Origin of the sequence: Mycolicibacterium insubricum, from assembly GCF_010731615.1 — a bacterium.
In the GTDB taxonomy this organism is placed as follows: Bacteria; Actinomycetota; Actinomycetes; order Mycobacteriales; family Mycobacteriaceae; genus Mycobacterium; species Mycobacterium insubricum.
This window is the reverse complement of record NZ_AP022618.1, coordinates 1,245,583-1,266,173: the sequence shown is the minus strand read 5'-3', so window position 1 is coordinate 1,266,173 and position 20,591 is coordinate 1,245,583. Positions and strand designations below refer to the sequence as shown.

Genomic DNA, 20,591 nt, shown 5'->3' with positions numbered 1-20,591 from the left:
GAAACTGGCGAACTGGCCATCTACGTGCCGAGAATTACGGCCGTGTCGTTTGCCACACGGTCCGAATGTTTGCCGAAAAAGTCTGGGAGACTCGGACCATGAACCGAAGGAACACACCCGAGTTCGCGAGAGCGATCCGGGCGGCGTTCGAGTCTTTGGAGATCAGTCAGGCCGAGTTCCGCAGACGTGGAGGCCCGACCGACACCACGCTCCGCAAGATCATGGATGACCAAGAGCTCGTGGGGATCGCGCCACGGACGCTTTCCATGCTCGACGCGGGATTCGGCTGGCCCCCGGGCGCAGCCGCGAATGTCCTCTCAGGTGGCGTGCCGCCAGCTCCCCAGCGGTCGGTACCGACCGCACCTACCGCAGACCCCCTCGGCCGTTCGGTGAGGGAGCAGGCAGCGCTGGCGAATCTCGCCGATCGTGTGGCCGATCCGGATGTGTTGTTCGAGTTGGCGTTGAAGTCGGGGCAGATCAGCCCGGAGGACTACGAGAAGGTTCGGGCGACATTCGACGAATTCACAATTGGTCAGCTACCGACCGTCTTTCCGTTATTGAGCCGCGAGGGGCAGTTACAGGTCGCACAGTTGGCCGTGCGGCTGCGTCAGCATGAACTGCTCCACCGGATGCTCACTGGCCAGGATGAGCAACCCGAGCCGGGCGCGGCCGCGGATTCGACGGCCTCGGGCTTGACGTTGGACCAGGCGAATGCCGAGATCGAGCAGCTGCGCGCCGAGATTGAACCGTCAACCAACAATGCGTTCCTGCGACGACTGGCGGCGGCGAAGGCGCTGGAGTCCGCGCGGGAGGCGCTCGATGTCATCGAGCGAGAGGCTTCCCGTGAGGAGTCCCAACAGTTCGCCGACACGGCGGGGATCGATCCCTACTTCGTTGAAGAGTGGACGACTCGCCTTTCCGTCACCAATGATGCTGTTCAGCGCATCGCACAGGCGGCGGCTACCGAGGACGGCATCGACAGCCGGGGGCTGAACAAGGCTCTGTCGAGAATCGACGACCTCCTACACGCTGGTCACGAGCTCGCCCAGGAGGTCCGCGACAAGGACATTCACGCAACGGCGCCGCAGCTGCGGGATCTCCCTCCGGTACTGGCAGTTGGGTCGGACTACCTCAGCGGGCTCGATGATTTCCTGACGGCCTTCGACGTCCCGGAGGCCTTGGACTACACCAAGCGGGTCGTCGGCGCACGGAGAGCCGAGATCAAGCATGTGCAGGATGAGTTCGCCGAGGCGCACCGGGTGTTGTACGAGTGCGGCCTGACCAGCGAGCCCCCGTCATCGAGCTCATCGGAGGGGACGGAGTCGGCGGCAGGTGCGGCCAAGCCGGAGTGGCTCGAAGCATTTGACGCCCGGATGGATGCGGTGTTCCAACGGTCGGCATCCATCCACCCGTTCGTTGACCTGCAGGACGACCTCGTGGAGCTTCGGCGCGCATTCGCCACCACCATCTACATCAGCGCCACGCAAACCGCCTACGTCGCAGCAGTGAAACAGTTACTGGTGCGTCAGCTGGATCGACTTCGTCTGTTGCCGCAACGACCCGACGTCACTCCGGAACAGCTAGAGCAGGCCACCCGCCAGATCCATTGGATTGACCGCGCCGAGCTGCTCGCGAACGACCCCGCAGCACACCGCCTGGTCGCCGTCGATGACCAACTCGACGGTTATCTGCGCCGGGTCGATGAGCTCGCGCCCGGCGCCGGTCTGTGCGCGGAGCTGAGCTCCCGCCGGGCGCAGATCCCCGACCGTGAGTCGCCGGCCGGCATGGCGGCCTATCTGACCCTCGCGGAGGAGGTCCTGCAACGCGCTGTGGCCCAGCTCGACGCCCGCCGAGAATCCGAGGAGGCCGCAGCGCTCATCGTCGAGATTGAGGATTTCGTGGCGCACAACTTCACCAGGGCACGAGTGGGTGTCGGGTCATCGGACGAGGCGGAGTCGGCGGCCGCCGGTCTCCGGGAGCATCGGGAGCGGTTGCGTGAGGTCCAGGACGGCGATCACGGCGCGGAGCAGCCGGGGTGACCAGGCTTCCATCGGGTGCGCGTCGAGTCGGGCGAGCAGCTCGCGCTGCAGCCCGGTCACCTCGTCGTCCATCCCCGCCCCCGTGGTGTGTGTTCCAGGCACCGTAAGCGGGGTTACCGGTGGGATATGCCGGTCAGACCATCACGATCACGTCACATCAGGTACGCGTCGAACCACTGTCCGGAGGAGATTCCATTGACCAGCTACGGCTACCGGCTCTACACCTTCGAAGTGAAGAAGGAACGCGCTCGAAAGCACGCTCAGCCGCTCGTCGTAGAGGAGAAGGACAAGCCGACCTGGCGATATCAGGATCACTTCGCAGCAACCGCAAAGAAATTCATCGATCGCGATGTCCACGGCCTGCCCCCGAAGCTCAATGGAGACGACCGCAAGCAGAACCCCGACCATGCACCGGTGTTCCAACTGATCAGGATCGAATCTCACGGTCAGCGCGTAGTGGGCCAGTTCCGCCACGGTCGGCCATCCGGCCACGGACTCGCCATCCCAAAAGCGTCAAAAAGAGGCAAACTCAAGCCGGTCGACATCAGTGACTATTCGCCGACTCGCGACTACCGATTCATTCTCTGGTTTCCCGATGCCGGCGAGACCGGGATGATGGCCGTCGAGGCCATTGCGGGCGCTTGTCCGACTCGCTACCTGAGTCAGTGGGCACGGTGGTGGTCGCAGACGGCCTCCAAGACGGCAGACGAAACTGAGTCTCAGAAGCCCTGGTACAACTTCACGGCCTACGCGCTCGGCGATGCGATTCAGGTGCAGCAATTCATCGCGACGTCGACGCTGGTCGAAGTTGTCTTGGTGGCTGGGTCCAGCGGTCGCGGTCGACTCCGCCGCAATGAAGAGTTCCGGATCACGAGCACCTTGGACAAGCAGGGTAAGAAGAGAGCGCTCAAAGATCTCCAAACCGTGATGAAGGCCAAACAGTCCGACGAGGACCTGGCCGCGAAGCTCGCGACTGTGCTGGGCCGGAACGTCGATGAGATCGATCTCGACGACGGTTGGGTTGTCGTAGACACTGAGTACGGTAAGCACCAAGTAAGCCCGACTCGGATCCCGGACGTCTTCACCTATCCCATCGGGGAGGAGGCGCCGAGCGATACTGAGTTCAGGATCGCGGCGACAGCGAAAGCCCGAGAGTTATCATCGCAGGTAAACGGGGCTTTCGACTTCAGTTAGCACGAGAGGGGCGGGTTGCCATGACCGATCGATTCAACTTCATCCCTCTCATCGCCGCCCACTGGAAGTGCCTATCCGTCGACGCTAGTGACGGCAGGACGAAGCCAGACTGGTCCGCACGACTTGGGCTCATGGTGCCAGCCCTGGGAGCTGGGATAGCGCTCCCCCTGTTTGGTGGCGGCCTATCCAACGCGGGAGCACTCCTAGCGGCTGACGCCTTGCTGGCCAGCAGCCTGCTCGCAGTATTCGCCCAGGTGTCCAACCTGCGAATGAAGTACGCGGATCGTTTCGAGTCGGGGTTGCCGCTCAGCGACACCGACAAGGACGCGATGGACGAGAGCGCGACGCACCTGCTTTTTGCCGCGATGCTGGCGTTCATCAACGCCGGAGTACTTGTCGGGGGCCTGGCGTTCGCCCCCTCCAATGATCTACGGCTGACTGGCCCGTTGTCGGGCGTATGCGCCGGAATCTTTGTCTACATGGGCCTCCTCTTGTTGATGCTGCTTCCGCGGCTCCTGCACGCGTACGCGACTGTCAACGAGGTTCGTGATGAACTCAATGGCTTCTACCGCCGCTGACATCGCGCATCGTTCAGAACATCACGATTAGGTAACGACATTTCGGCGGAATTCGCAGGTCACGCTGACCAGGGAAGGTGGCATGTCCCCCGGCGTGCGGATGATCTTGTCACGATCTCGTGATTGCTGTATTCATCCCTGAGGTCGGCGCTCCCGCGCGGGTCGGTCGGCGCGGTGCGGGCGATCCCGGGTGCCGCATGAGCGGCAGGGACATCACGGCAGGGACATCACGCCCATGTGAGGAGTAGCTGGTGGATGACGACAACGAGCTGATGCCGGCGGACAACGGCGAGTTCATCGTCTACGCGACGGACGACGGTCGGTTCCGCGCCGAGCTCCACCCGATCGACGGCACCATCTGGATGACCCAGGCGCAGATATCGGAGATGTTTGACAAGAGCCAGGGCACTATCAGCGAACACATCCGAAACATCTACGACGACGGCGAGTGCACGTCCGAGGCAACTTATCGGAAATTCCGAAGAGTTCAGAGCGAAGGTGGCCGTGAGGTTGTCCGGTCGATCGATGCCTACAGCCTGGAGATGATCCTCGCCGTGGGCTTCCGTGTGCGGTCGCCGCGCGCCGCCCAGTTCCGCCGCTGGGCCAACACCGTGCTTCAGGAGTACCTGATCAAGGGCTTCGCCATCGATGATCGCCGGCTCAAGAACCCGTGGGGCGTGGACTACTTCGACGAGCTTCTTGAGCGGATCCAGGAGATCCGAGCCTCGGAGAAGCGGTTCTATCAGAAAGTGAAGGACATCTTCACCACCGCCGTCGACTACGACAGGAACTCTCTCACCGCTCGCGAGTTCTTTGCCACCGTGCAGAACAAGATCACCTACGCGGTGACCGGCCAGACCGCAGCCGAGCTGATTGTCGCGCGCTCGGATGCTACGAAGGACAACATGGGCCTGACCAGCTGGGCGGGTCGGAAAGTGAAGAAAGCCGACACCAAGGTTGCCAAGAACTACCTGGACGAGGACGAGATTCGCGAGCTGAACAGGCTCTCCACCCTGTATCTCGACTTTGCTAGGGACCGCGCTGCGCAGCGCAAGCAGATGACGATGCAGGACTGGGCGACCTACACCGACCGGTTCCTGACATTCAGTGAACGAACCGTGTTGAGCGGACCGGGCACAGTTAGCCGGGCCACCGGCGAGGCGCATGCGACCAGCGAGTACGCCAAGTACGACGCCGCCCGCAAGGAAGCGGAGCGGATCGAGGCCGAAAACGAATACCTGCGGGACATCGAGCAAGAGACGATGCGAGCGCTTCGGGATCGCCCCGACGATCCCGAATAGTCTTTGCCAGCCCGGCACGCCACTTCGGGTGAAAGTGTCGGTACCCAAGCGTAGCCTCGGCGGTTATCCAGCCAGGGGGTCGTGATGAGTAAGCGTCGGCAGTTGCCGCCTCAGATCAAGCAGATCGAGTTGAAGTCGCGCTCGGGTGGGCGGCCGGTGGTCCGCTACAAGCTGACCGTCGACGTTGGGGTTGACGAGGGCGGGAAGCGCCTGCAGTTCCGCAAGCGGTACAAGTCGGAGGCGGAGGCCCGTGACGCGCTGGCCAAGACGCTGGGCGCGGTCGCGGCGGGGACGTATGTGCATCCGTCGACGATCACCGTGCGGGATGCGGTCGAGGATTGGCTGGCGTCACGGCACCGGCTGAAGGAGTCGACGCTGCACGGCCACCGCACGAACCTGGAGCCGGTGCTGGCCGAGCTCGGCGGCGTCGAGGTGCAGAAGCTGACCAAGCGCCAGGTGGACGACCTGGTGACGAAGTTGCGCGCCGGCGGTTTGAAGACCCCGCTGGACCGCACGCGCAAGCCTTGGTCGCCGCGGTCGGTGAACTACCTGCTGGGGTTGTTGACGGCGGTGCTCAAGAGTGAGCAGCAGCAGGGGCATGTGGTGCGCAACGTGGCGGCCCTGGTTGACCGGATCCCGGCCGATCCTGCTCCCCCGCAGCCGTTGACCGCGGCTGAGCTCAAGAAGCTGCTGGCGCATGTGGCTGGGGATCGGTACGAGGTGGCGTGGCATCTGGCGTTGTCGGGCCTGCGCCGCGGTGAGATCGCCGGCCTCCGGTGGGAGGACGTCGACCTGAAGGGCAAGCAGCTGACGATCACGGAGACGCGGCTGCGGTTCGGCACGACGGTGCACACCGATACGCCGAAGTCGAAGACGTCGCGGCGGACTTTGCCGTTGACCGACCGCCTGTTGGGGGTCCTGAAGGCCGCCAAACGCCTCCAGACCGAAGATCGCGTCCGGTTGGGGCCCGCGTATCAGGGCAGCGGGTATGTCGTCGTGAACGAGGCCGGGGAGGCATTGAGCCCGCATGCGCTGACGTCGCGGTGGGAGCGGATGCTGTCCGGCGCCGGTATCCGCCATGTTCGGCTGCACGATGCCCGGCACACGTGCGGGACGCTGATGCACCTGGACGGGGTGCCGATCGCGGTGATCTCGGCGTGGCTCGGGCACTCGTCGAAGGCGTTCACGATCCAGACGTATGTGAACCCGAACAGCGACGCGCTGGCGATCGGCGCGGACAGCCTGTCGAGGCTTCTGGGTGGCTGATTCAGCAAACATTCGTTCGAGCGTGGCGACGCGACCTGGGCGTTTACTTCACGGGCCTTGTGCACTTTCGTGCACTTTTCGAACCCGTCGAACGAAGTCAGGCCCCCTCGAAAGGGGGCCTGACCAGGTGTGGCAGGTACAGGATTCGAACCTGTGTAGGCTTCCGCCGACGGATTTACAGTCCGCTCCCATTGGCCGCTCGGGCAACCTGCCGGGTTTGATGCGACATGAAGGGTACAACGAGGTTGTACCGAACACGAAAACGCATCGTCGGCCCGGGGCGGGAGGGCCGAGAGGAAAGGACGGGTCCATGGCGGATTCATCGTTCGACATCGTGAGCAAGATCGACCGCCAGGAGGTCGACAACGCGCTCAACCAGGCCGCCAAGGAGCTGACCACCCGCTTCGACTTCCGCGGCACCGACACCACCATCGCCTGGAAGGGCGAGGAATCCATCGAACTCGTCAGCTCCACCGAGGAGCGGCTCAAGGCGGCCGTCGACGTGTTCAAGGAGAAGCTGATCCGCCGCGACATCTCGATGAAGGCGTTCGACGCCGGCGAGCCCGCCGCCTCGGGCAAGACCTACAAGGTGACCGGCACCCTGAAGCAGGGCATCGACTCGGAGAACGCCAAGAAGATCAACAAGCTGATCCGCGACGACGGCCCCAAGGGCGTCAAGACCCAGATCCAGGGCGACGAGATCCGGGTGAGCTCGAAGAAGCGCGACGATCTGCAGGCCGTCATCGCCCTGCTCAAGGGCGCCGACCTCGACGTCGCGCTGCAGTTCGTCAACTACCGGTAGCCGCCGGGAGCCGCTGCGTGCCAGCGGCTGCGTTCCGCTGGGCGGGACCGCCCGTTGCCGCCGACATGTTTCGGTCCGACGATCGGCGGCATGAACACTCCCACACATCCCACCCGTCTGGCGGGCACCGCCGCGGCAGCACTGATCGCGGCCGGCCTAGTGATCGCTCCGCTGGCCCACGCCAGCACCGAGGACGACCTCAACGCCCGGGTGGCCAGCGCTCGCGCGGCTGCCGGTTGCGCCCCCCTGACCTGGGCCAAGCCGGGTGCCACCGTGGCCTGGTACAGCTCCTGGATCAATGCCGACTACAACATCGCCGAACCCGGGACCCGGGGGTCTGAATATCTCTTTCCGGAGCCGCCACCGATCGATCTGGGGGTCAATCCCCAGACGGATCCGGTCGGCTCGCTGGACAAGGTCGGCGCCAAAGCCGACCGGGCCGTGGTCATCGACCAGAGCGACTCCCGAGACCGCTACGCCGTCGATGATCTGATGAACAAGGCTGCCGGCGCGATCGCCGACTGCGGTTATGACACCTTCGGCACCGGCAACTACCGCCGCGACGGTTCCGATCTCAGCAGTGTCGCGGTGGCGCTGTACACCGCGCACAAGGAGGCACCGTCGACCGGCCCCCGCGGCGGGATCGACGGGATCGACAAGACCGTCACGATCCCCCCGGGCCTCACCGAAAACATGACCAACTCGACGGTCGACTACTCACTCGTGGCCCAGGGCCTGCCGCTGGCCAGCATCAACATCTCCTACCTCGGCGACAACAACCAGATCGTCAACGAGAACAACGTCGGGGTGACCGCCGGGTACAAATGGACCAAGACGGTGACCGCCAAGAACACGGACACCCCCTGGCTGAAGGTGTCGGTGAACAGCGCCGGGCTGGCCGGGCTCAAACTCGATTGCTCGGTGGCCGTCGACTCGATGGTCCAGAAGGTCAATGCACCAGACCCGAACAAGTCCGGAACCATCGAGTTCAAGTCGGGCCTCACCCCCGAGCCGGCCAAGGCCTGCGGATAACGCACCGACCCCCCGGGTTGCTGGCTACGCTGGCGCCATGGGTTCCGGCACCGAGGTCCTCGACGTTCTCATCATCGGTGCCGGGATCTCCGGCCTCGGTGCGGCCCACCGCATCACCGAGGCCAACCCCGGTGTGGACTACCTCATCCTGGAGCGCCGGGAGCGGGTCGGCGGCACCTGGGATCTGTTCCGCTATCCCGGTGTGCGCAGCGACAGTTCGATCTTCAGCCTGAGCTTCCCGTGGGAGCCGTGGACCAGGCGCGAAGGGGTGGCCGACGGCGCGGACATCCGCGACTATCTGGAGCAGACCGCGCGCCGCCACGGCATCTACCGCCACATCCGCTTCAGTACCCATGTGCTGTCCGTCGACTGGGATTCGGCGACCGACACTTGGACCGTGCGTTGCGAATCCGACGGCGGCGCAACGACCTACCGCGCCCGCTTCCTGTTCTTCGGCAGCGGCTACTACGACTACGACGCCGGCTACACCCCGGACTTCCCGGGCATCGACGAGTTCGCCGGCACCGTCGTGCACCCGCAGCACTGGCCCGAGGATCTGGACTGCGCCGGCAGGCAGGTCGTCGTCATCGGCAGCGGGGCGACCGCCGTCACGCTGGTGCCCGCGCTGGCCCGCGCCGGGGCCAAGGTGACCATGCTGCAACGCTCCCCCACCTACGTCGCCGCCGGGGCCCGGGTCAGCCCGAGCACCGAAGTTGTTCGGAAACTACTCCCCCGCAAGGCCTCTCACCGCTTCGCCCGCGACAAGGGCGCCGTCCTGGAGGGTGTCGTGTGGTTCCTGTGCCGCAAAGCGCCGCACTCCATGCGCCGCTATATCCGCACCCGGGCGATCAAGAAACTACCCGAGGGCTATCCCGTCGACGTGCACTTCAACCCCCGTTACGACCCGTGGGACCAGCGGGTCTGCCTGGACGCCGACGGCGACCTGTTCGCCTCGATCCGCGACGGCGCCACCGAGGTGGTCACCGACACGATCGAACGTTTCGACGCCACCGGCATCTGGCTGGCCTCCGGCACGCACTTGAGGGCCGACGTCGTGGTCACCGCGACCGGGCTGGCCCTGCAGGCCCTGGGCGGGGTACGGGTGTCGCTCGACGGCACCGGGATCGACCCGGCCGAGAGGTTCGTCTACAAGGCACACCTGATCGAAGACGTCCCCAACCTCGCCTGGTGCGTGGGGTACACCAACGCCTCCTGGACGTTGCGTGCGGACATGACGGCCAAGTCGGTAGCAAAGTTGCTGTCTCACATGTCTTCTCACGGATACACGCACGCGTATCCACATCGCGGCGATCTGCCGTTGACCGAGAAGCCGTCCTGGGACATCAACGCCGGCTACGTCCAGCGCGCCAGGCACACGTTGCCCAAGTCGGGCACCAAACGGCCGTGGCACGTGCGGCAGAACTATTTCGCCGACGCCATCGACCACCGATTCGACCGGATCGGTCCCGAGATGGTGTTCGGCCGGTCGGCGGCTTCGTCAACTTCCCCCGCGGGCGCCGTCGGCACCCTAGCCTGAAGGGCATGTCTGCAGCACAACGCGAGCCCAAGGTCGTCGTACTCGGCGGCGGGTCCTGGGGAACCACCGTCGCCTCCATCTGCGCCCGTCGTGGACCCACCCTGCAGTGGATGCGCTCGGCGGAGACCGCGGCGGATGTCAACGAGAACCACCGCAACTCGGCGTATCTCGGCGACGAGGCGGTGCTGCCGGACTCGCTGCGCGCCACCACCGATTTCGCCGAGGCCGCCAACTGCGCCGACGTGATCGTGATGGCGGTGCCCTCGCACGGGTTCCGCGGCGTGCTGGAGGAACTGGCCACCCAGCTGCGGCCCTGGGTCCCGGTGGTCTCCCTGGTGAAGGGCCTGGAGCAGGGCACCAACCTGCGGATGAGCGAGATCGTCGAGGAGGTGCTGCCCGGGCATCCGGCCGGTATCCTGGCCGGGCCGAACATCGCCCGCGAGGTCGCCGAGGGGTACGCCGCCGCCGCCGTACTGGCGATGCCCGATCAGCACCTGGCCGCGAACCTGGCCAAACTGTTCCGCACCAAGCGGTTCCGTACCTACACCACCGACGACGTGATCGGCGTTGAGATGGCGGGAGCGTTGAAGAACGTGTACGCCATCTCCGTCGGCATGGGCTACTCGCTGGGCATCGGGGAGAACACCCGCGCCATGGTGATGGCCCGCGCGGTGCGGGAGATGTCGAAGCTCGGCGAGGCGGTCGGCGGCCAGCGCGACACGTTCGCCGGCCTGGCCGGCATGGGCGACCTGATCGTCACCTGCACCAGCCAGCGCAGCCGCAACCGGCACGTCGGCGAGCAGCTCGGCCTAGGCAAGACGGTCGAGGAGATCATCGCCTCGATGAACCAGGTGGCCGAGGGGGTGAAGGCGGCCAGCGTCGTGATGGAGTTCGCCGACGAGTACGGGCTGAACATGCCCATCGCCCGCGAGGTGGACGCGGTGATCAACCACGGCGCGTCCGTCGAGCAGGCCTATCGCGGACTGATCGCCGAGAAGCCCGGCCACGAGGTGTACGGCAGCGGGTTCTGAGCCGGGCGGTTCGGCGAACGCAGGCGGAGTTGCGCGAGCGGAGCGAGTGCCGGCGGAGCCGAAGTGAAGCCGGGACCAACTACAACGGAGTCAGTTGGCGTACGGGTTGGTGCCCTCGGGGCGGTCGAGCAGCGGGTTCACCGCCCCGAAGGCGTAACTGCCGCCGGAGGCGATGACGAAGCCGGTCTGGTCGTAGCTGTTGGAGCACACCACCCCGCCGGCGAGCACGCCGCAGCTGACGGTTCCCATGCCCAGCCGGCTTCCCTCGGGCAGTTCCTTCGGGGTCTCGGAGAACCCGTAGATCGGCCGGTCGGTGCTGGCGAAGCCGGGTTCCCCGGACGGACCGCCGGTGACCACGTTGGCCCCGCCCGGCGCCCCGGGCAGCGTGCCGCTGCACCCGTAGCTGCGGCTGGCCTTGGTCATCACACAGGTCACGCCGATCGGTGCGGTGAAGGCGTAGACGCCGTCGTTCACCATGTAGGGCTTGGGCGAGATCATGGTGAGCGTCTGGGCGTTGACCGGCGGCGGCTCGGGGGTGGGCTCCGGGTCGGCCCAGGCCGTCGGGGCGGCGAGAACCGTGGCCGCGACGGCACCGATCAGGACTGTGCTGCGCATGTCACTCACCATAAGTCGTCACCTCACTGTCGGCATCGACGGCTATGCTCCCCGTTCCGGGCGACTTATGGGGGCGTCCGGCTGGGAGGGGGCCGGGGTGCGGGGATCCGTCACGTCGATCACGATGACCATCGCGATGGCTGCGGCTACCGTTACCGCCACCCTGGCGGTAACGCCGGCCGGAGACCCGGTCACGGTGCCGTTTTCCCAGGTCGCGCTGATCATCGAGGGCAGTTCGACCAACCAGGGCGGCGACGGGATCGCCGACTTCTACGGCGGCCGGTTCAAGGATGGCGACACGCCCGTCGTCGTCAACTTCCTGACCGGGCCGCTGGGTATCTGGCAGGCGCTGCAGGCGAGCCCGGGGCACAACACCGTGCTGTCGTCGGGCTGGGGCGCGGCCAACGCGAGCCTGTTGCTGTCGGCGCTGCAGGCCACCGGTCAGCCGGTGCCCGCCGACAGCACCTGGGTGCTGGACAACAACGTCACCAACCCGAACGGCGGTTTCGGCACCCGGTATCCGGTGTTCGCCGCGATCGGGGTGAATCCGCTGCCCACCGCGCTGCCCGACGGCAGCCCGGTGGTGATCTCGACGGCCACCGAGTACGACCTCAACAGCAGCGCGCCCAAGTACATCCTGAATCCGGTCGCCGACCTGAACTCGCTGGCGACGTATCTGGACAAACGCCTCGGCCAGAGCGCGCTGACCCTGCCGGTGAACGACGACGGGACCCCGGGCTGCGGGATTGCATCAGCGTGCCATCCCAATGACGACGGCACGTACACCGTGACCGTCGACGGCAAGGAGGTCGACGCCCAGGTCACCAAGGTCGGCGGAGTCACCTACGTCGGCTACCGGACCGACCATCTGCCGCTGCTGAGCCCGCTGCGCAACTACGGCGGGGCCGTCGGCAACCAGCTGGCCGGCGCCGCGGAGCCGGCGCTGCGTGCCGTCGTGAACTACGGCTACCCGGACAACGATCCGCTGGGCAACCCGGGCATCTACCAGCCCGCGGGGTTGGTGCCGTCGGCCTCGGAGACCCGGACCTTCCTGAAGAACTTCCGAACCGGGGTCAACCAGGGCGCCGCCACGCTGACCGCCGGCTCCTCCGCGACTCGGTTCACGGTGCGCGGCGGGCCGGCCGCGACGCCGACGATTACCACACCGAAACTGCCGAGCGCCCGCGCGGTGGCCCGGCAGGTTGCCACCAACCTGGGGGTCAAACACGGCGAGCCCAGTGCCCAGCACGCCGAGCCGAGTGTCCGGCACCGCCCGTCGAGGGCCGAGAAGGACTAACGCGCCGTCGGGCGGGTCAGTGACCCAAGCGGCCCGCCATTTTCTCCAGTCGCCGGATCCGGTCCTCGATCGGCGGGTGGGTGGAGAACATCCGTCCGATCTTCTCCCCCGCCCGGAACGGGCTGGCGATCATCAGGTGCGCCTGGTCGGCCAGCGCCGGTTCCGGCGGCAGCGGCGCCTGCTGCACGCCGCCGGAGATCTTGCGCAGCGCCGAGGCCAGAGCCAGCGGGTCACCGGTGAGTTCAGCGCCGGACTCGTCGGCCTGGTACTCCCGCGACCGTGACACCGCGAGCCGGATGACCGTCGCGGCCAGCGGCCCGAGGAGCTGAATCAGCAACAGCGCCAGCGGATTTCCACCGCCCCGGCTGTCGCCGCGGCCCATCATGCCGGCGAAGAAAGCCAGGTTGGCCAGGGCGGTGATCACCGAGGCCATCGCACCGGCGACGCAGGAGATCAGGATGTCGCGGTTGTAGACGTGCGACAGTTCGTGGCCGAGCACCGCGCGCAGCTCTCGTTCGTCGAGGATCGCCAGGATGCCGGTGGTCGCGCACACCGCGGCGTTGCGCGGATTGCGGCCGGTGGCGAACGCGTTGGGGTTGGCGGTGTCGGAAATGTAGAGCCGGGGCATCGGCTGGTGCGCGGCGGTGGCCAATTCCCGCACAATGCGGTACATCGCCGGCGCCTGCAGCTCGGTCACCGGCTGGGCGTGCATCGCCCGCAGCGCGAGCTTGTCGCTGTTGAAGTAGGTGTAGGCATTGGTGGCCAGCGCGAACACCAGCGCCACCCAGATCCAGATCCGGTTGCCCGTCGCCGCGGAGAACAGGTAGCCGACGAACGAGATCAGCGCGGTGAACCCGACCAGCAGCACGAAGGTCTTCAACCGGTTCTCGGTGGGATGCCAGTGCACGAGAGGTCCTCCTTGTTCCCCGGTCGCCATAATCCCCGACCTGTCCAACGCCGGCGGCGCCGGGCGGGTTCCGCCCACTATTCAAACCCGGATTCCACCGGTGAGCAGAAGGACCTCTCAGCCAAATATTAGGACCTTGTTCCCTTGACGCCTGCGACGGTCTAGCGTATTAGCGGGTCGGGATTCTTCCGCCTTGGGGGCAAGTTGAACGTCGAGACAAATACTGCGCGCATCGCCGGGTTGGCGCTGGCACTCGGACTGGGCGCAGCAGTCGCTGCCGGCGGTATTCCGTCGGCCGCTGCCGACGGCGGGACCAACACCGAGCACCGCGACGCCCCGGACACGCATCGGGACGCCGCGGATGGGCCCCGGCAACGCGATACCTCGCGCACACACCGACAACCGCTGGCCGCCATCCGTGACATCGCGCGCTCGGTGGCCGAGCAGGGTCGCACGGCGATCAGCCATACGCCGCTGCCCGCCGACCGTCAGACACGAAGCGAGAACGTTTCCACCACAATCGACTCCACGTCCGAAACAAACCGTCCCGACACCCTCCCCCTGGGCACCCGGCTGCCGCGTCAGCGCGACGTACCCGCGGCCGCCGAACGTCCCGACCGTCCCCGGCCTCAACACTCCCTGCCCGATCTCGCGGATCTGTCCACGCCGCGCAAGACATCAGCGGCGCCCGTATCGATCCCCCGGATCAGCATCGCGCAGTTCACCGGGGCACCGGAGCGGCCCGAACAGCGGGTGCCAACCCTGGCCGCGCATATCGAGGACACGGCAACGGCATTCACCGCCAAACTGGTCGGCGCGGTTACCTTCGCCGCACCGTCGGCACCGGAAACCGCCACCCCCGGCGTCGAGCAGCGCGGCACCCTGACCACCACAACCACTCCGTCCGCACCGGGCGGAGTGATCCAGCGGATGCTCGGCGTGCTCGGGTCCCTGATGTCCGGGGATTCCGCCAACCCCGGCCACACCGGCGGCACGGAGAACCCCATCGCCCTGGCGCTGGTGGGATGGGTACGCCGCGAGCTGTTCAACGCCGCACCGCAGGCCAGCACGCCGGTCACCATGACCGGCAACACCCTGACGCTGGATGCCACCGATCCCGACGGCGACCCCCTGACCTACACCGTCACCCAGCCCGCCGTCGGCTCCGTCGAGCAGACCAGCCCCGGAGTGTTCACCTACACCCCCGAGGCGGGCCACACCGAGGCCACCAGCTTCACCGTGACGGTCAGCGACGCCGACAGCGGGTTCCACCTGCACGGCCTGGCCGGGCTGTTCGCCCCCGACGGCGGCCACACCAAAACGGTGGTGGTGAACGTTCCGCCGCAGGACGTCGAGCAGCACGGGCCCGAGATCACCCCGGTGCCCATGGACCTACCGGTTGGCTATAGCAGCAGTGGGAATTCATTCGTCGGAAGCAATGGCACCGCCGCGCAATATGCATCCCACACCGACACCGCCACCAATCAGACGATCTATGCGCTGGCGGTCCGCGATTCCACCGGTATCACCAAGGTGGTGGATCTGGAGGGAAAGCCCGTCGAGGGCCAGGACCCGCTCATCACCGATAGTGCCGTGGTCCAGAACATTCAACGCGCCGACGGTACCTACGCCCTGGTGGTTGTGCCCACCGCATCGCCGGCACCGGCCCCGCAAAGTTTCGCCCGCCTCGCCCCAGCGGTTCTCACGACGTTCGACGCCCCGCCGGAGTCCGCGACGTACAATCTCAATGGCAAACCTGTCGGCGACGCGGTGGCAGGGGCGGACGGGATCATCTATCAGTCGGTGAACCCCACCCCATCCACCAACGACGGTATCGCCTGCAGCAATTGCCAGGTTGCGGTCGTGGACACCAGCAAGATCGCGGACCCAGGCTACTCACCGACCGCAGTAGACATTCCGGGACTGTTCTCACCGGGATTCAGCACCGCGGGCGGCATCAAACAGTCGGGTCTGTCGACCGACAGCAGCGGCAGGCTCTATGTCGTGCAGTGGAGCCCCACCAGCAACATCTGGGTCATAGACCCCGACAACGTCGACACCGCCGCAGCGAACGACGGCGCCACGGTGATTCCACTCGGCGGGACAACCGGAGGCGGCCTCAAGGTCGCATTCGGCCCCGACGGCAAGGGCTACATCGGCACCAGCACAGCGTCAGGCGGGCAGGTCGAGATCATCGATCCAAGCAGCAGAACCGTGGAGAAGACCGTCGCCATGCCGGCGGCTCCCAGTGCCGCTCAAGCCATCAATGCGGGCACCGTGTTCGCCAATGGCACCGTCTACCAACAACAAGTGCTGCTGCTGCCGACAGGCGTCTCCAGTGCGCCGTATAGCTATCAGTCGCGAATGGTGACGTTCCCGGTCGGCGGCCCAACTGCGGGCGTGGATCCACAAGTCATCGCCTTCCCCGGCGACAGCAACTTCGGCTACGGCACTCCCGTCGCCGGCGCCGACGGCACGGTGTATCAGGGCATGGTGGACGGCGTCAATGGAACCACGCTGAGGACCGGCATCATCCGGCCCGGAGAGACCACCCCGATCGTCGTCGCTCTCGGCCCGTCGAGCACCGCCACCTACAACTCGCCCGTGGTCACCGGGAGCGGCCAGGCCTACCAGGTCACCAGCACGAAGAACACCGACGACTCCGGGGTGACCACGGTGTTCCGACTGTCCGATGCCGACGCCGATCAGACCAATCACCCGCTGCAGCCCGTCGTCACCATCGACGAGCATTCGGTGCCCGCCGCGGGCGTCGCCGCACCCGACGGCACGCTCTACTTCGCGACCCAAAAGGACGGCACCGTCACCGTGTGGTCACTGGCCAAGGACAGCAACCAGGCGCAGCAGACGGTCTTCACCGGCCAGGGCACACCGTCGGCTTTCCAAGTCGGCTCCGACGGTCACGTCTACATGACCACCACGAGCGCCGACGGCACCCAGAGCTGGGTGTACGCCATCGACGCAGCCGACCCGACCGTCACCGTCTGAGCGCCCGGTGCCCGGCGGCGGCTCAGCCGTGCCGGGTGACGGTGTACTCGACCAGCGAGGCCAGGGCCTGGCGGCCGGGCAGGTCGGGCAGGGCGGCCAGTTGCTCGTCGGCCCGCCGGGCGTAGTCGCGCACGGTCTCGCGGGCCTTGGCGATGCCACCGGATGCCCGCAGCAGCGCCAGGGCCTCGGCGACCTCGTCGTCGTCGGTCAGCGGCTTGGCCAGCAGGGTGCGCAGCCGATCGGCGTCGGGCCCGGTTTCCCGCAGCGCGTAGAGCACCGGGAGGGTGTGCACACCTTCGCGCAGGTCGGTGCCGGGCAACTTGCCGGACTCGTCGGCCTCGCTCTCGATGTCGATGATGTCGTCGGAGATCTGGAAGGCGGTGCCGACGATTCCGCCGAGCGTCGCCAGCCGTTCGATCTGTTGGTCGTCGGCGCCGGAGAACGTCGCCCCGAGCCGGCCGGACGCGGCGATCAGGCAGGCCGTCTTCTCGTAGACCACCTTCAGGTAGTGCTCGATCTCGTCGTTGCCGTCGGTCGCCCCGCGGGTCTCGCGCATCTGGCCGGTGACCAGTTCGGCGAAGGTGTCGGCGATGATCAGTACGGCCGCCGGGCCCAGCTGGGACACCAGCCGGGAGGCCGTCGCGAACAGGTAGTCGCCGGCGAGGATGGCGATGTTGTTGCCCCACCGGGCGTTGGCGCTGGGTGCGCCGCGGCGCACCTGCGCCTCATCCATCACGTCGTCGTGATACAGCGTGGCCAGGTGCACCATCTCGATGACGGCACCGGCGACGGTGACCTGTTCGGAATCCGGGTCGGGGCCCAGTTGCGCGCACAGCACGGTAAACAGCGGCCGGAATCGCTTGCCACCGGCGGTGAACAGATGCTGCACCGCCTCGGCCATCAGATCGTCGGCGCGGCCCAGCTCGGCGCGCATCAGCACCTCGACCCGGTCCACCCCGTCGCGGACCGCGCGCGCGAGTTCGGCGTCCCCGAAGTCCACTCCTGCCACCACGCTGCCGGGCGTCTTCATTGGTCAAACATACTGAAACCATGGACACCGACGTCGAGGTGGCAGTGGTCGGCGCCGGACCGGCAGGATCCGCGGCTGCCGCCTGGGCGGCCCGCGCGGGCCGTGACGTGCTGGTCATCGACGCCGCCGAGTTCCCGCGGGACAAGACCTGTGGCGATGGTCTCACTCCGCGCGCGGTGGCCGAACTGCGCCTGTTGGGGCTGGGCGACTGGCTCGGCCGGCACATCAGCCACACCGGGCTGCGGTTGCGCGGCTTCGGTTCGGCCGTCGAGGTGCCGTGGCCGGGGCCGGGGTTCCCGTCGACCAGCTCGGCGGTGCCGCGAACCGAACTCGACGACACCATCCGCAGCGTCGCCGAGAAGGACGGGGCGGCCATGCGGCTGGGCGCCAAGGCCGTCGACGTCGAGTACGACGGGGCCGGGCGGTTGCGCGCGGTGCTGCTGGCCGACGGGTCGCGGATCGGATGCCGACGGCTGATCGTCGCCGATGGTGCGCGTTCCACGCTGGGCCGGGTGCTGGGCCGGACCTGGCACCGCGAGACGGTCTACGGGGTGGCCGCGCGCGGCTACCTGGCCTCGCCCCGCCACGACGAGCCATGGATCTCCTCCGATCTGGAGCTGCGGTCCGTCGACGGCTCGGTGCTGCCCGGCTACGGTTGGATCTTCCCGCTGGGCAACGGCGAGGTGAACATCGGCGTCGGCGCGCTGGCCACCGCCCGGCGTCCGGCCGACATCGCGCTGCGGCCGCTGATGGAGCACTACACCTACCTGCGCCGCGAAGACTGGGGTTTCCAGGGCTCCCCGCGGGCGGTGGCCTCGGCGCTGCTGCCGATGGGCGGCGCGGTGTCCGGGGTGGCCGGGCCGAACTGGATGCTGATCGGTGATGCGGCGGCATGCATCAACCCGCTCAACGGCGAGGGCATCGACTACGGGTTGGAGTCGGGCCGGATGGCCGCGGAACTGCTTGGCACGGAAGATGTTTCAGCCGCGTGGCCGGACACCCTGGCACGCCACTACGGGCGTGGCTTCTCGGTGGCCCGACGGTTGGGCCTGCTGTTGACGGTGCCCCGGTTCCTGCCGCTGGCCGGCCCGCTGGGTCTGCGGTCACCGCGGATGATGAAAATCGCGGTGCGGGTGATGGGCAACCTGGTGACCGACGAAGACGCCGACGCGGTGGCCCGGCTGTGGCGGATCGCCGGGGCGGGCTCACGGTTGGGCGACCGCCGCAAACCGTTCCACTAGGGGCAACAGGCACTCGGCCGTAGTGTTGACCGGGTCATGGCGGAGATCTTCCTGGGGGGCTATCCGGCGCAGCGCTGCGCCCGTCGCACCCACAACGACTTCGATCCGGGGGCACCGAAGCTCGGTCCCCCGGATGCCGCGCTGCAAGCGCGGTTCGACCGCGGCCTGCAGTTCCAGGACGACGTCCTCGCGGCGTGGGGCCGGTGCTATGACGGACTGCTGGTGATCGATCGCGAGGTGGGCCCGCAGGTGGCGACCGCCCAGACGGTGGCGGCGATGAACCGGGGCGTGCCGGTGATCGCCGGGGGCCGGTTGCCCGACGTCAACGGCCGCTCCGGGGCGCCCGACGCGCTGGTCCGTTGCTTCCACGGGTATCTGCCGGTGGAGATCAAGGGCCACAAGACGCTGACTTCGCCGCGCCCGGGCAAGAGCAAGAGCGGTGTGGCGGTGTCGACGCTGGCCGATCCGGTGGACTGGCGGGACATCGCCGGATTCAAGGCCGACGCCGACAAACGTCGGCGCGACGGGATGCAGCTGGCGCACTACACGCGGATGCTGCAGGAACTCGGCCACCACGCCGGCGCCGGCGATCCGGAGCTCCTGGTCGGCGGCGTGGTGGGCACCACCGACCTGGGTGAGCTGCTCGGCGATCCCCTCGGCATCGTCTGGCACCGGCTGGCCGACCCGCTGGACGCCACCGGCTCCATGCTGAATCGCTACGACGACGAGTTCGGGTTCCGGTTGCAGGTCGCGGCGGCCGCCCGCCGCGGCGACGAGTTGGTTCGGCCGCTGCGGATCGGCGAATGCAACGAATGCCCGTGGCTGGAGCACTGCGCGCAGGTCGCCGGCCCCGACGATGCGTCGTTCGCTCTGCTGACCGGTCACCTCAACGACCGCGAGTGGCGCCACCTGTATGCCACGGCCGGCGACGGTCATACCCTCAGCGTCGCCCAGTTGGCGGCCGTCGACGTCGACGGGTGCGCCGCGGACTTCCGGGCGCAGTCGATCGGAACCAGGGATCCCAGAGCGCGGCTGGCCAGTGCCGTGCGGCGCGCCTCGATGACGTTGTCGGGCACCGATTTCGAACCCGTCGGCGGCAAGTGGCCGGTGATTCCGTCGGCCGACGTCGAGGTCGATTTCGACATCGAATGGGATCTCGACAATCGGATCTACCAGTGGGGGTTGCGAATCCGCGACGGCCACGACGATGCGACGGCCCGCTACCAACCGGTGATGAGCTTTGCGCCGCTCGACGATGCCGCCGAGGCCGCCCTGGCCGACGAGATGGCCGACCGGCTGACCCGGCTGCGCGCTGATGCGGATCGGGATGGCAAGAGCCTGAAGGTTTTTCACTGGAGTTCGGTGGAGCTCACCCAGTCCGCCCGGTTCCCGCGGGTGGCCGCGGCCCTGTCCGGGGTGAGCGTGGACCTGATGGCCTGGTTCAACCGGGAGTTCTTCGCCCGGGGTTCGTCGTCGATCAAGGCGGTGGCGCCGCTGCTGGGTTTCGACTGGGGCACCGAGGACGCCGGCGGACTGACGTCGCAGTTGCGCATCGAGGAGGCCCGCGGCACCGGCCCGGCCGCCGAGGCCGCGCGCGCGTGGTGCCTGCGCTACAACGAGGACGACGTCGCGGCCCAGGCCGCCATCAGGGATGGGTTGCGTCGGCTGGGCGACGAGCGCGAAGCGCGAGGACACCAGACGCGCCATTGAGCACC

Annotated in this window: 16 protein-coding genes and 1 tRNA gene; 13 read left to right on the top strand and 4 right to left on the bottom strand. The window is 67.2% G+C overall.

Annotated features, from left to right (window positions below; translation table 11 throughout):
* The first annotated feature begins 98 nt into the window (after window positions 1-98).
* From G6N16_RS05860 to G6N16_RS05840, 5 genes are all read left to right on the top strand, one after another.
* Window positions 99-2,039, top strand: coding sequence for a hypothetical protein (locus G6N16_RS05860; RefSeq protein WP_133053007.1), 1,941 nt, complete (start codon window positions 99-101; stop codon window positions 2,037-2,039).
* A 195-nt stretch (window positions 2,040-2,234) separates the two neighbouring features.
* Entirely contained in the window at window positions 2,235-3,233 is a 999-nt protein-coding gene (locus G6N16_RS05855; protein ID WP_083033351.1) for a hypothetical protein, read from the top strand.
* Between the two features lie 20 nt (window positions 3,234-3,253).
* Entirely contained in the window at window positions 3,254-3,811 is a 558-nt protein-coding gene (locus tag G6N16_RS05850) for a hypothetical protein (RefSeq protein WP_083033353.1), read from the top strand.
* 251 nt (window positions 3,812-4,062) lie between these two features.
* A complete protein-coding gene (gene rhuM, locus G6N16_RS05845) occupies window positions 4,063-5,112 on the top strand; it encodes a virulence RhuM family protein (protein WP_234806014.1) in 1,050 nt (349 codons plus the stop codon).
* Window positions 5,113-5,196: 84 nt separating this feature from the next.
* Window positions 5,197-6,378, top strand: coding sequence for a site-specific integrase (locus G6N16_RS05840; protein WP_083033354.1), 1,182 nt, complete (start codon window positions 5,197-5,199; stop codon window positions 6,376-6,378).
* A 130-nt stretch (window positions 6,379-6,508) separates the two neighbouring features.
* On the opposite strand, the gene G6N16_RS05835 is transcribed toward G6N16_RS05840, so the two are convergent.
* Window positions 6,509-6,591 (bottom strand) — tRNA-Tyr (locus G6N16_RS05835).
* Window positions 6,592-6,688: 97 nt separating this feature from the next.
* Between G6N16_RS05835 and G6N16_RS05830 the strand changes: the two genes are divergently transcribed.
* The 4 genes from G6N16_RS05830 to G6N16_RS05815 all read left to right on the top strand — a co-directional run bounded on the left by G6N16_RS05830 (window position 6,689) and on the right by G6N16_RS05815 (window position 10,780).
* Entirely contained in the window at window positions 6,689-7,180 is a 492-nt protein-coding gene (locus G6N16_RS05830) for a YajQ family cyclic di-GMP-binding protein (RefSeq protein ID WP_163787786.1), read from the top strand.
* Between the two features lie 90 nt (window positions 7,181-7,270).
* Window positions 7,271-8,212, top strand: coding sequence for a hypothetical protein (locus G6N16_RS05825; RefSeq protein WP_083033358.1), 942 nt, complete (start codon window positions 7,271-7,273; stop codon window positions 8,210-8,212).
* Window positions 8,213-8,249: 37 nt separating this feature from the next.
* A complete protein-coding gene (locus G6N16_RS05820; protein WP_083033360.1) occupies window positions 8,250-9,749 on the top strand; it encodes a flavin-containing monooxygenase in 1,500 nt (499 codons plus the stop codon).
* A 5-nt stretch (window positions 9,750-9,754) separates the two neighbouring features.
* Entirely contained in the window at window positions 9,755-10,780 is a 1,026-nt protein-coding gene (locus G6N16_RS05815; protein ID WP_083033361.1) for an NAD(P)H-dependent glycerol-3-phosphate dehydrogenase, read from the top strand.
* A gap of 90 nt (window positions 10,781-10,870) precedes the next feature.
* On the opposite strand, the gene G6N16_RS05810 is transcribed toward G6N16_RS05815, so the two are convergent.
* Window positions 10,871-11,395, bottom strand: coding sequence for a hypothetical protein (locus G6N16_RS05810; protein ID WP_083033367.1), 525 nt, complete (start codon window positions 11,393-11,395; stop codon window positions 10,871-10,873).
* A gap of 97 nt (window positions 11,396-11,492) precedes the next feature.
* Between G6N16_RS05810 and G6N16_RS05805 the strand changes: the two genes are divergently transcribed.
* The gene (locus G6N16_RS05805; protein WP_133053005.1) at window positions 11,493-12,692 is read left to right on the top strand and encodes a PE-PPE domain-containing protein; all 1,200 of its coding nucleotides are present in this window, start codon (window positions 11,493-11,495) and stop codon (window positions 12,690-12,692) included.
* A 16-nt stretch (window positions 12,693-12,708) separates the two neighbouring features.
* Here G6N16_RS05805 and htpX read toward each other — a convergent pair whose 3' ends face one another.
* Window positions 12,709-13,599, bottom strand: a complete 891-nt coding sequence (htpX, locus tag G6N16_RS05800) for a zinc metalloprotease HtpX (protein ID WP_083033312.1) — start codon at window positions 13,597-13,599, stop codon at window positions 12,709-12,711.
* A gap of 204 nt (window positions 13,600-13,803) precedes the next feature.
* Between htpX and G6N16_RS05795 the strand changes: the two genes are divergently transcribed.
* Window positions 13,804-16,605 carry an Ig-like domain-containing protein gene (locus tag G6N16_RS05795; protein ID WP_133053004.1) on the top strand — a complete coding sequence of 934 codons (2,802 nt, stop codon included), beginning with the start codon at window positions 13,804-13,806 and terminating at the stop codon, window positions 16,603-16,605.
* 22 nt (window positions 16,606-16,627) lie between these two features.
* Here G6N16_RS05795 and grcC1 read toward each other — a convergent pair whose 3' ends face one another.
* Window positions 16,628-17,635 carry a nonaprenyl/(2E,6E)-farnesyl/geranylgeranyl diphosphat synthase gene (gene grcC1, locus G6N16_RS05790; protein WP_179961184.1) on the bottom strand — a complete coding sequence of 336 codons (1,008 nt, stop codon included), beginning with the start codon at window positions 17,633-17,635 and terminating at the stop codon, window positions 16,628-16,630.
* 20 nt (window positions 17,636-17,655) lie between these two features.
* Here grcC1 and menJ point away from each other — a divergent pair, with 20 nt between their 5' ends.
* Both menJ and G6N16_RS05780 read left to right on the top strand, forming a co-directional pair.
* On the top strand, window positions 17,656-18,876 hold the full coding sequence (menJ, locus tag G6N16_RS05785) for a menaquinone reductase MenJ (protein WP_083033309.1): 1,221 nt from the start codon (window positions 17,656-17,658) through the stop codon (window positions 18,874-18,876).
* 36 nt (window positions 18,877-18,912) lie between these two features.
* Entirely contained in the window at window positions 18,913-20,586 is a 1,674-nt protein-coding gene (locus G6N16_RS05780) for a ribonuclease H-like domain-containing protein (protein ID WP_083033307.1), read from the top strand.
* Window positions 20,587-20,591: the final 5 nt, after the last annotated feature.

What these genes read in the sequence shown, in the direction of transcription:
- G6N16_RS05860 (WP_133053007.1), top strand. Translation starts at nt 99, where the DNA reads ATGAACCGAAGGAACACACCCGAGTTCGCGAGAGCGATCCGGGCGGCG.
- G6N16_RS05850 (WP_083033353.1), top strand. Translation starts at nt 3,254, where the DNA reads ATGACCGATCGATTCAACTTCATCCCTCTCATCGCCGCCCACTGGAAG.
- G6N16_RS05840 (WP_083033354.1), top strand. Translation starts at nt 5,197, where the DNA reads ATGAGTAAGCGTCGGCAGTTGCCGCCTCAGATCAAGCAGATCGAGTTG.
- G6N16_RS05830 (WP_163787786.1), top strand. Translation starts at nt 6,689, where the DNA reads ATGGCGGATTCATCGTTCGACATCGTGAGCAAGATCGACCGCCAGGAG.
- G6N16_RS05825 (WP_083033358.1), top strand. Translation starts at nt 7,271, where the DNA reads ATGAACACTCCCACACATCCCACCCGTCTGGCGGGCACCGCCGCGGCA.
- G6N16_RS05820 (WP_083033360.1), top strand. Translation starts at nt 8,250, where the DNA reads ATGGGTTCCGGCACCGAGGTCCTCGACGTTCTCATCATCGGTGCCGGG.
- G6N16_RS05815 (WP_083033361.1), top strand. Translation starts at nt 9,755, where the DNA reads ATGTCTGCAGCACAACGCGAGCCCAAGGTCGTCGTACTCGGCGGCGGG.
- G6N16_RS05810 (WP_083033367.1), bottom strand. Translation starts at nt 11,395, where the DNA reads ATGCGCAGCACAGTCCTGATCGGTGCCGTCGCGGCCACGGTTCTCGCC.
- grcC1 (WP_179961184.1), bottom strand. Translation starts at nt 17,635, where the DNA reads ATGAAGACGCCCGGCAGCGTGGTGGCAGGAGTGGACTTCGGGGACGCC.
- menJ (WP_083033309.1), top strand. Translation starts at nt 17,656, where the DNA reads ATGGACACCGACGTCGAGGTGGCAGTGGTCGGCGCCGGACCGGCAGGA.
- G6N16_RS05780 (WP_083033307.1), top strand. Translation starts at nt 18,913, where the DNA reads ATGGCGGAGATCTTCCTGGGGGGCTATCCGGCGCAGCGCTGCGCCCGT.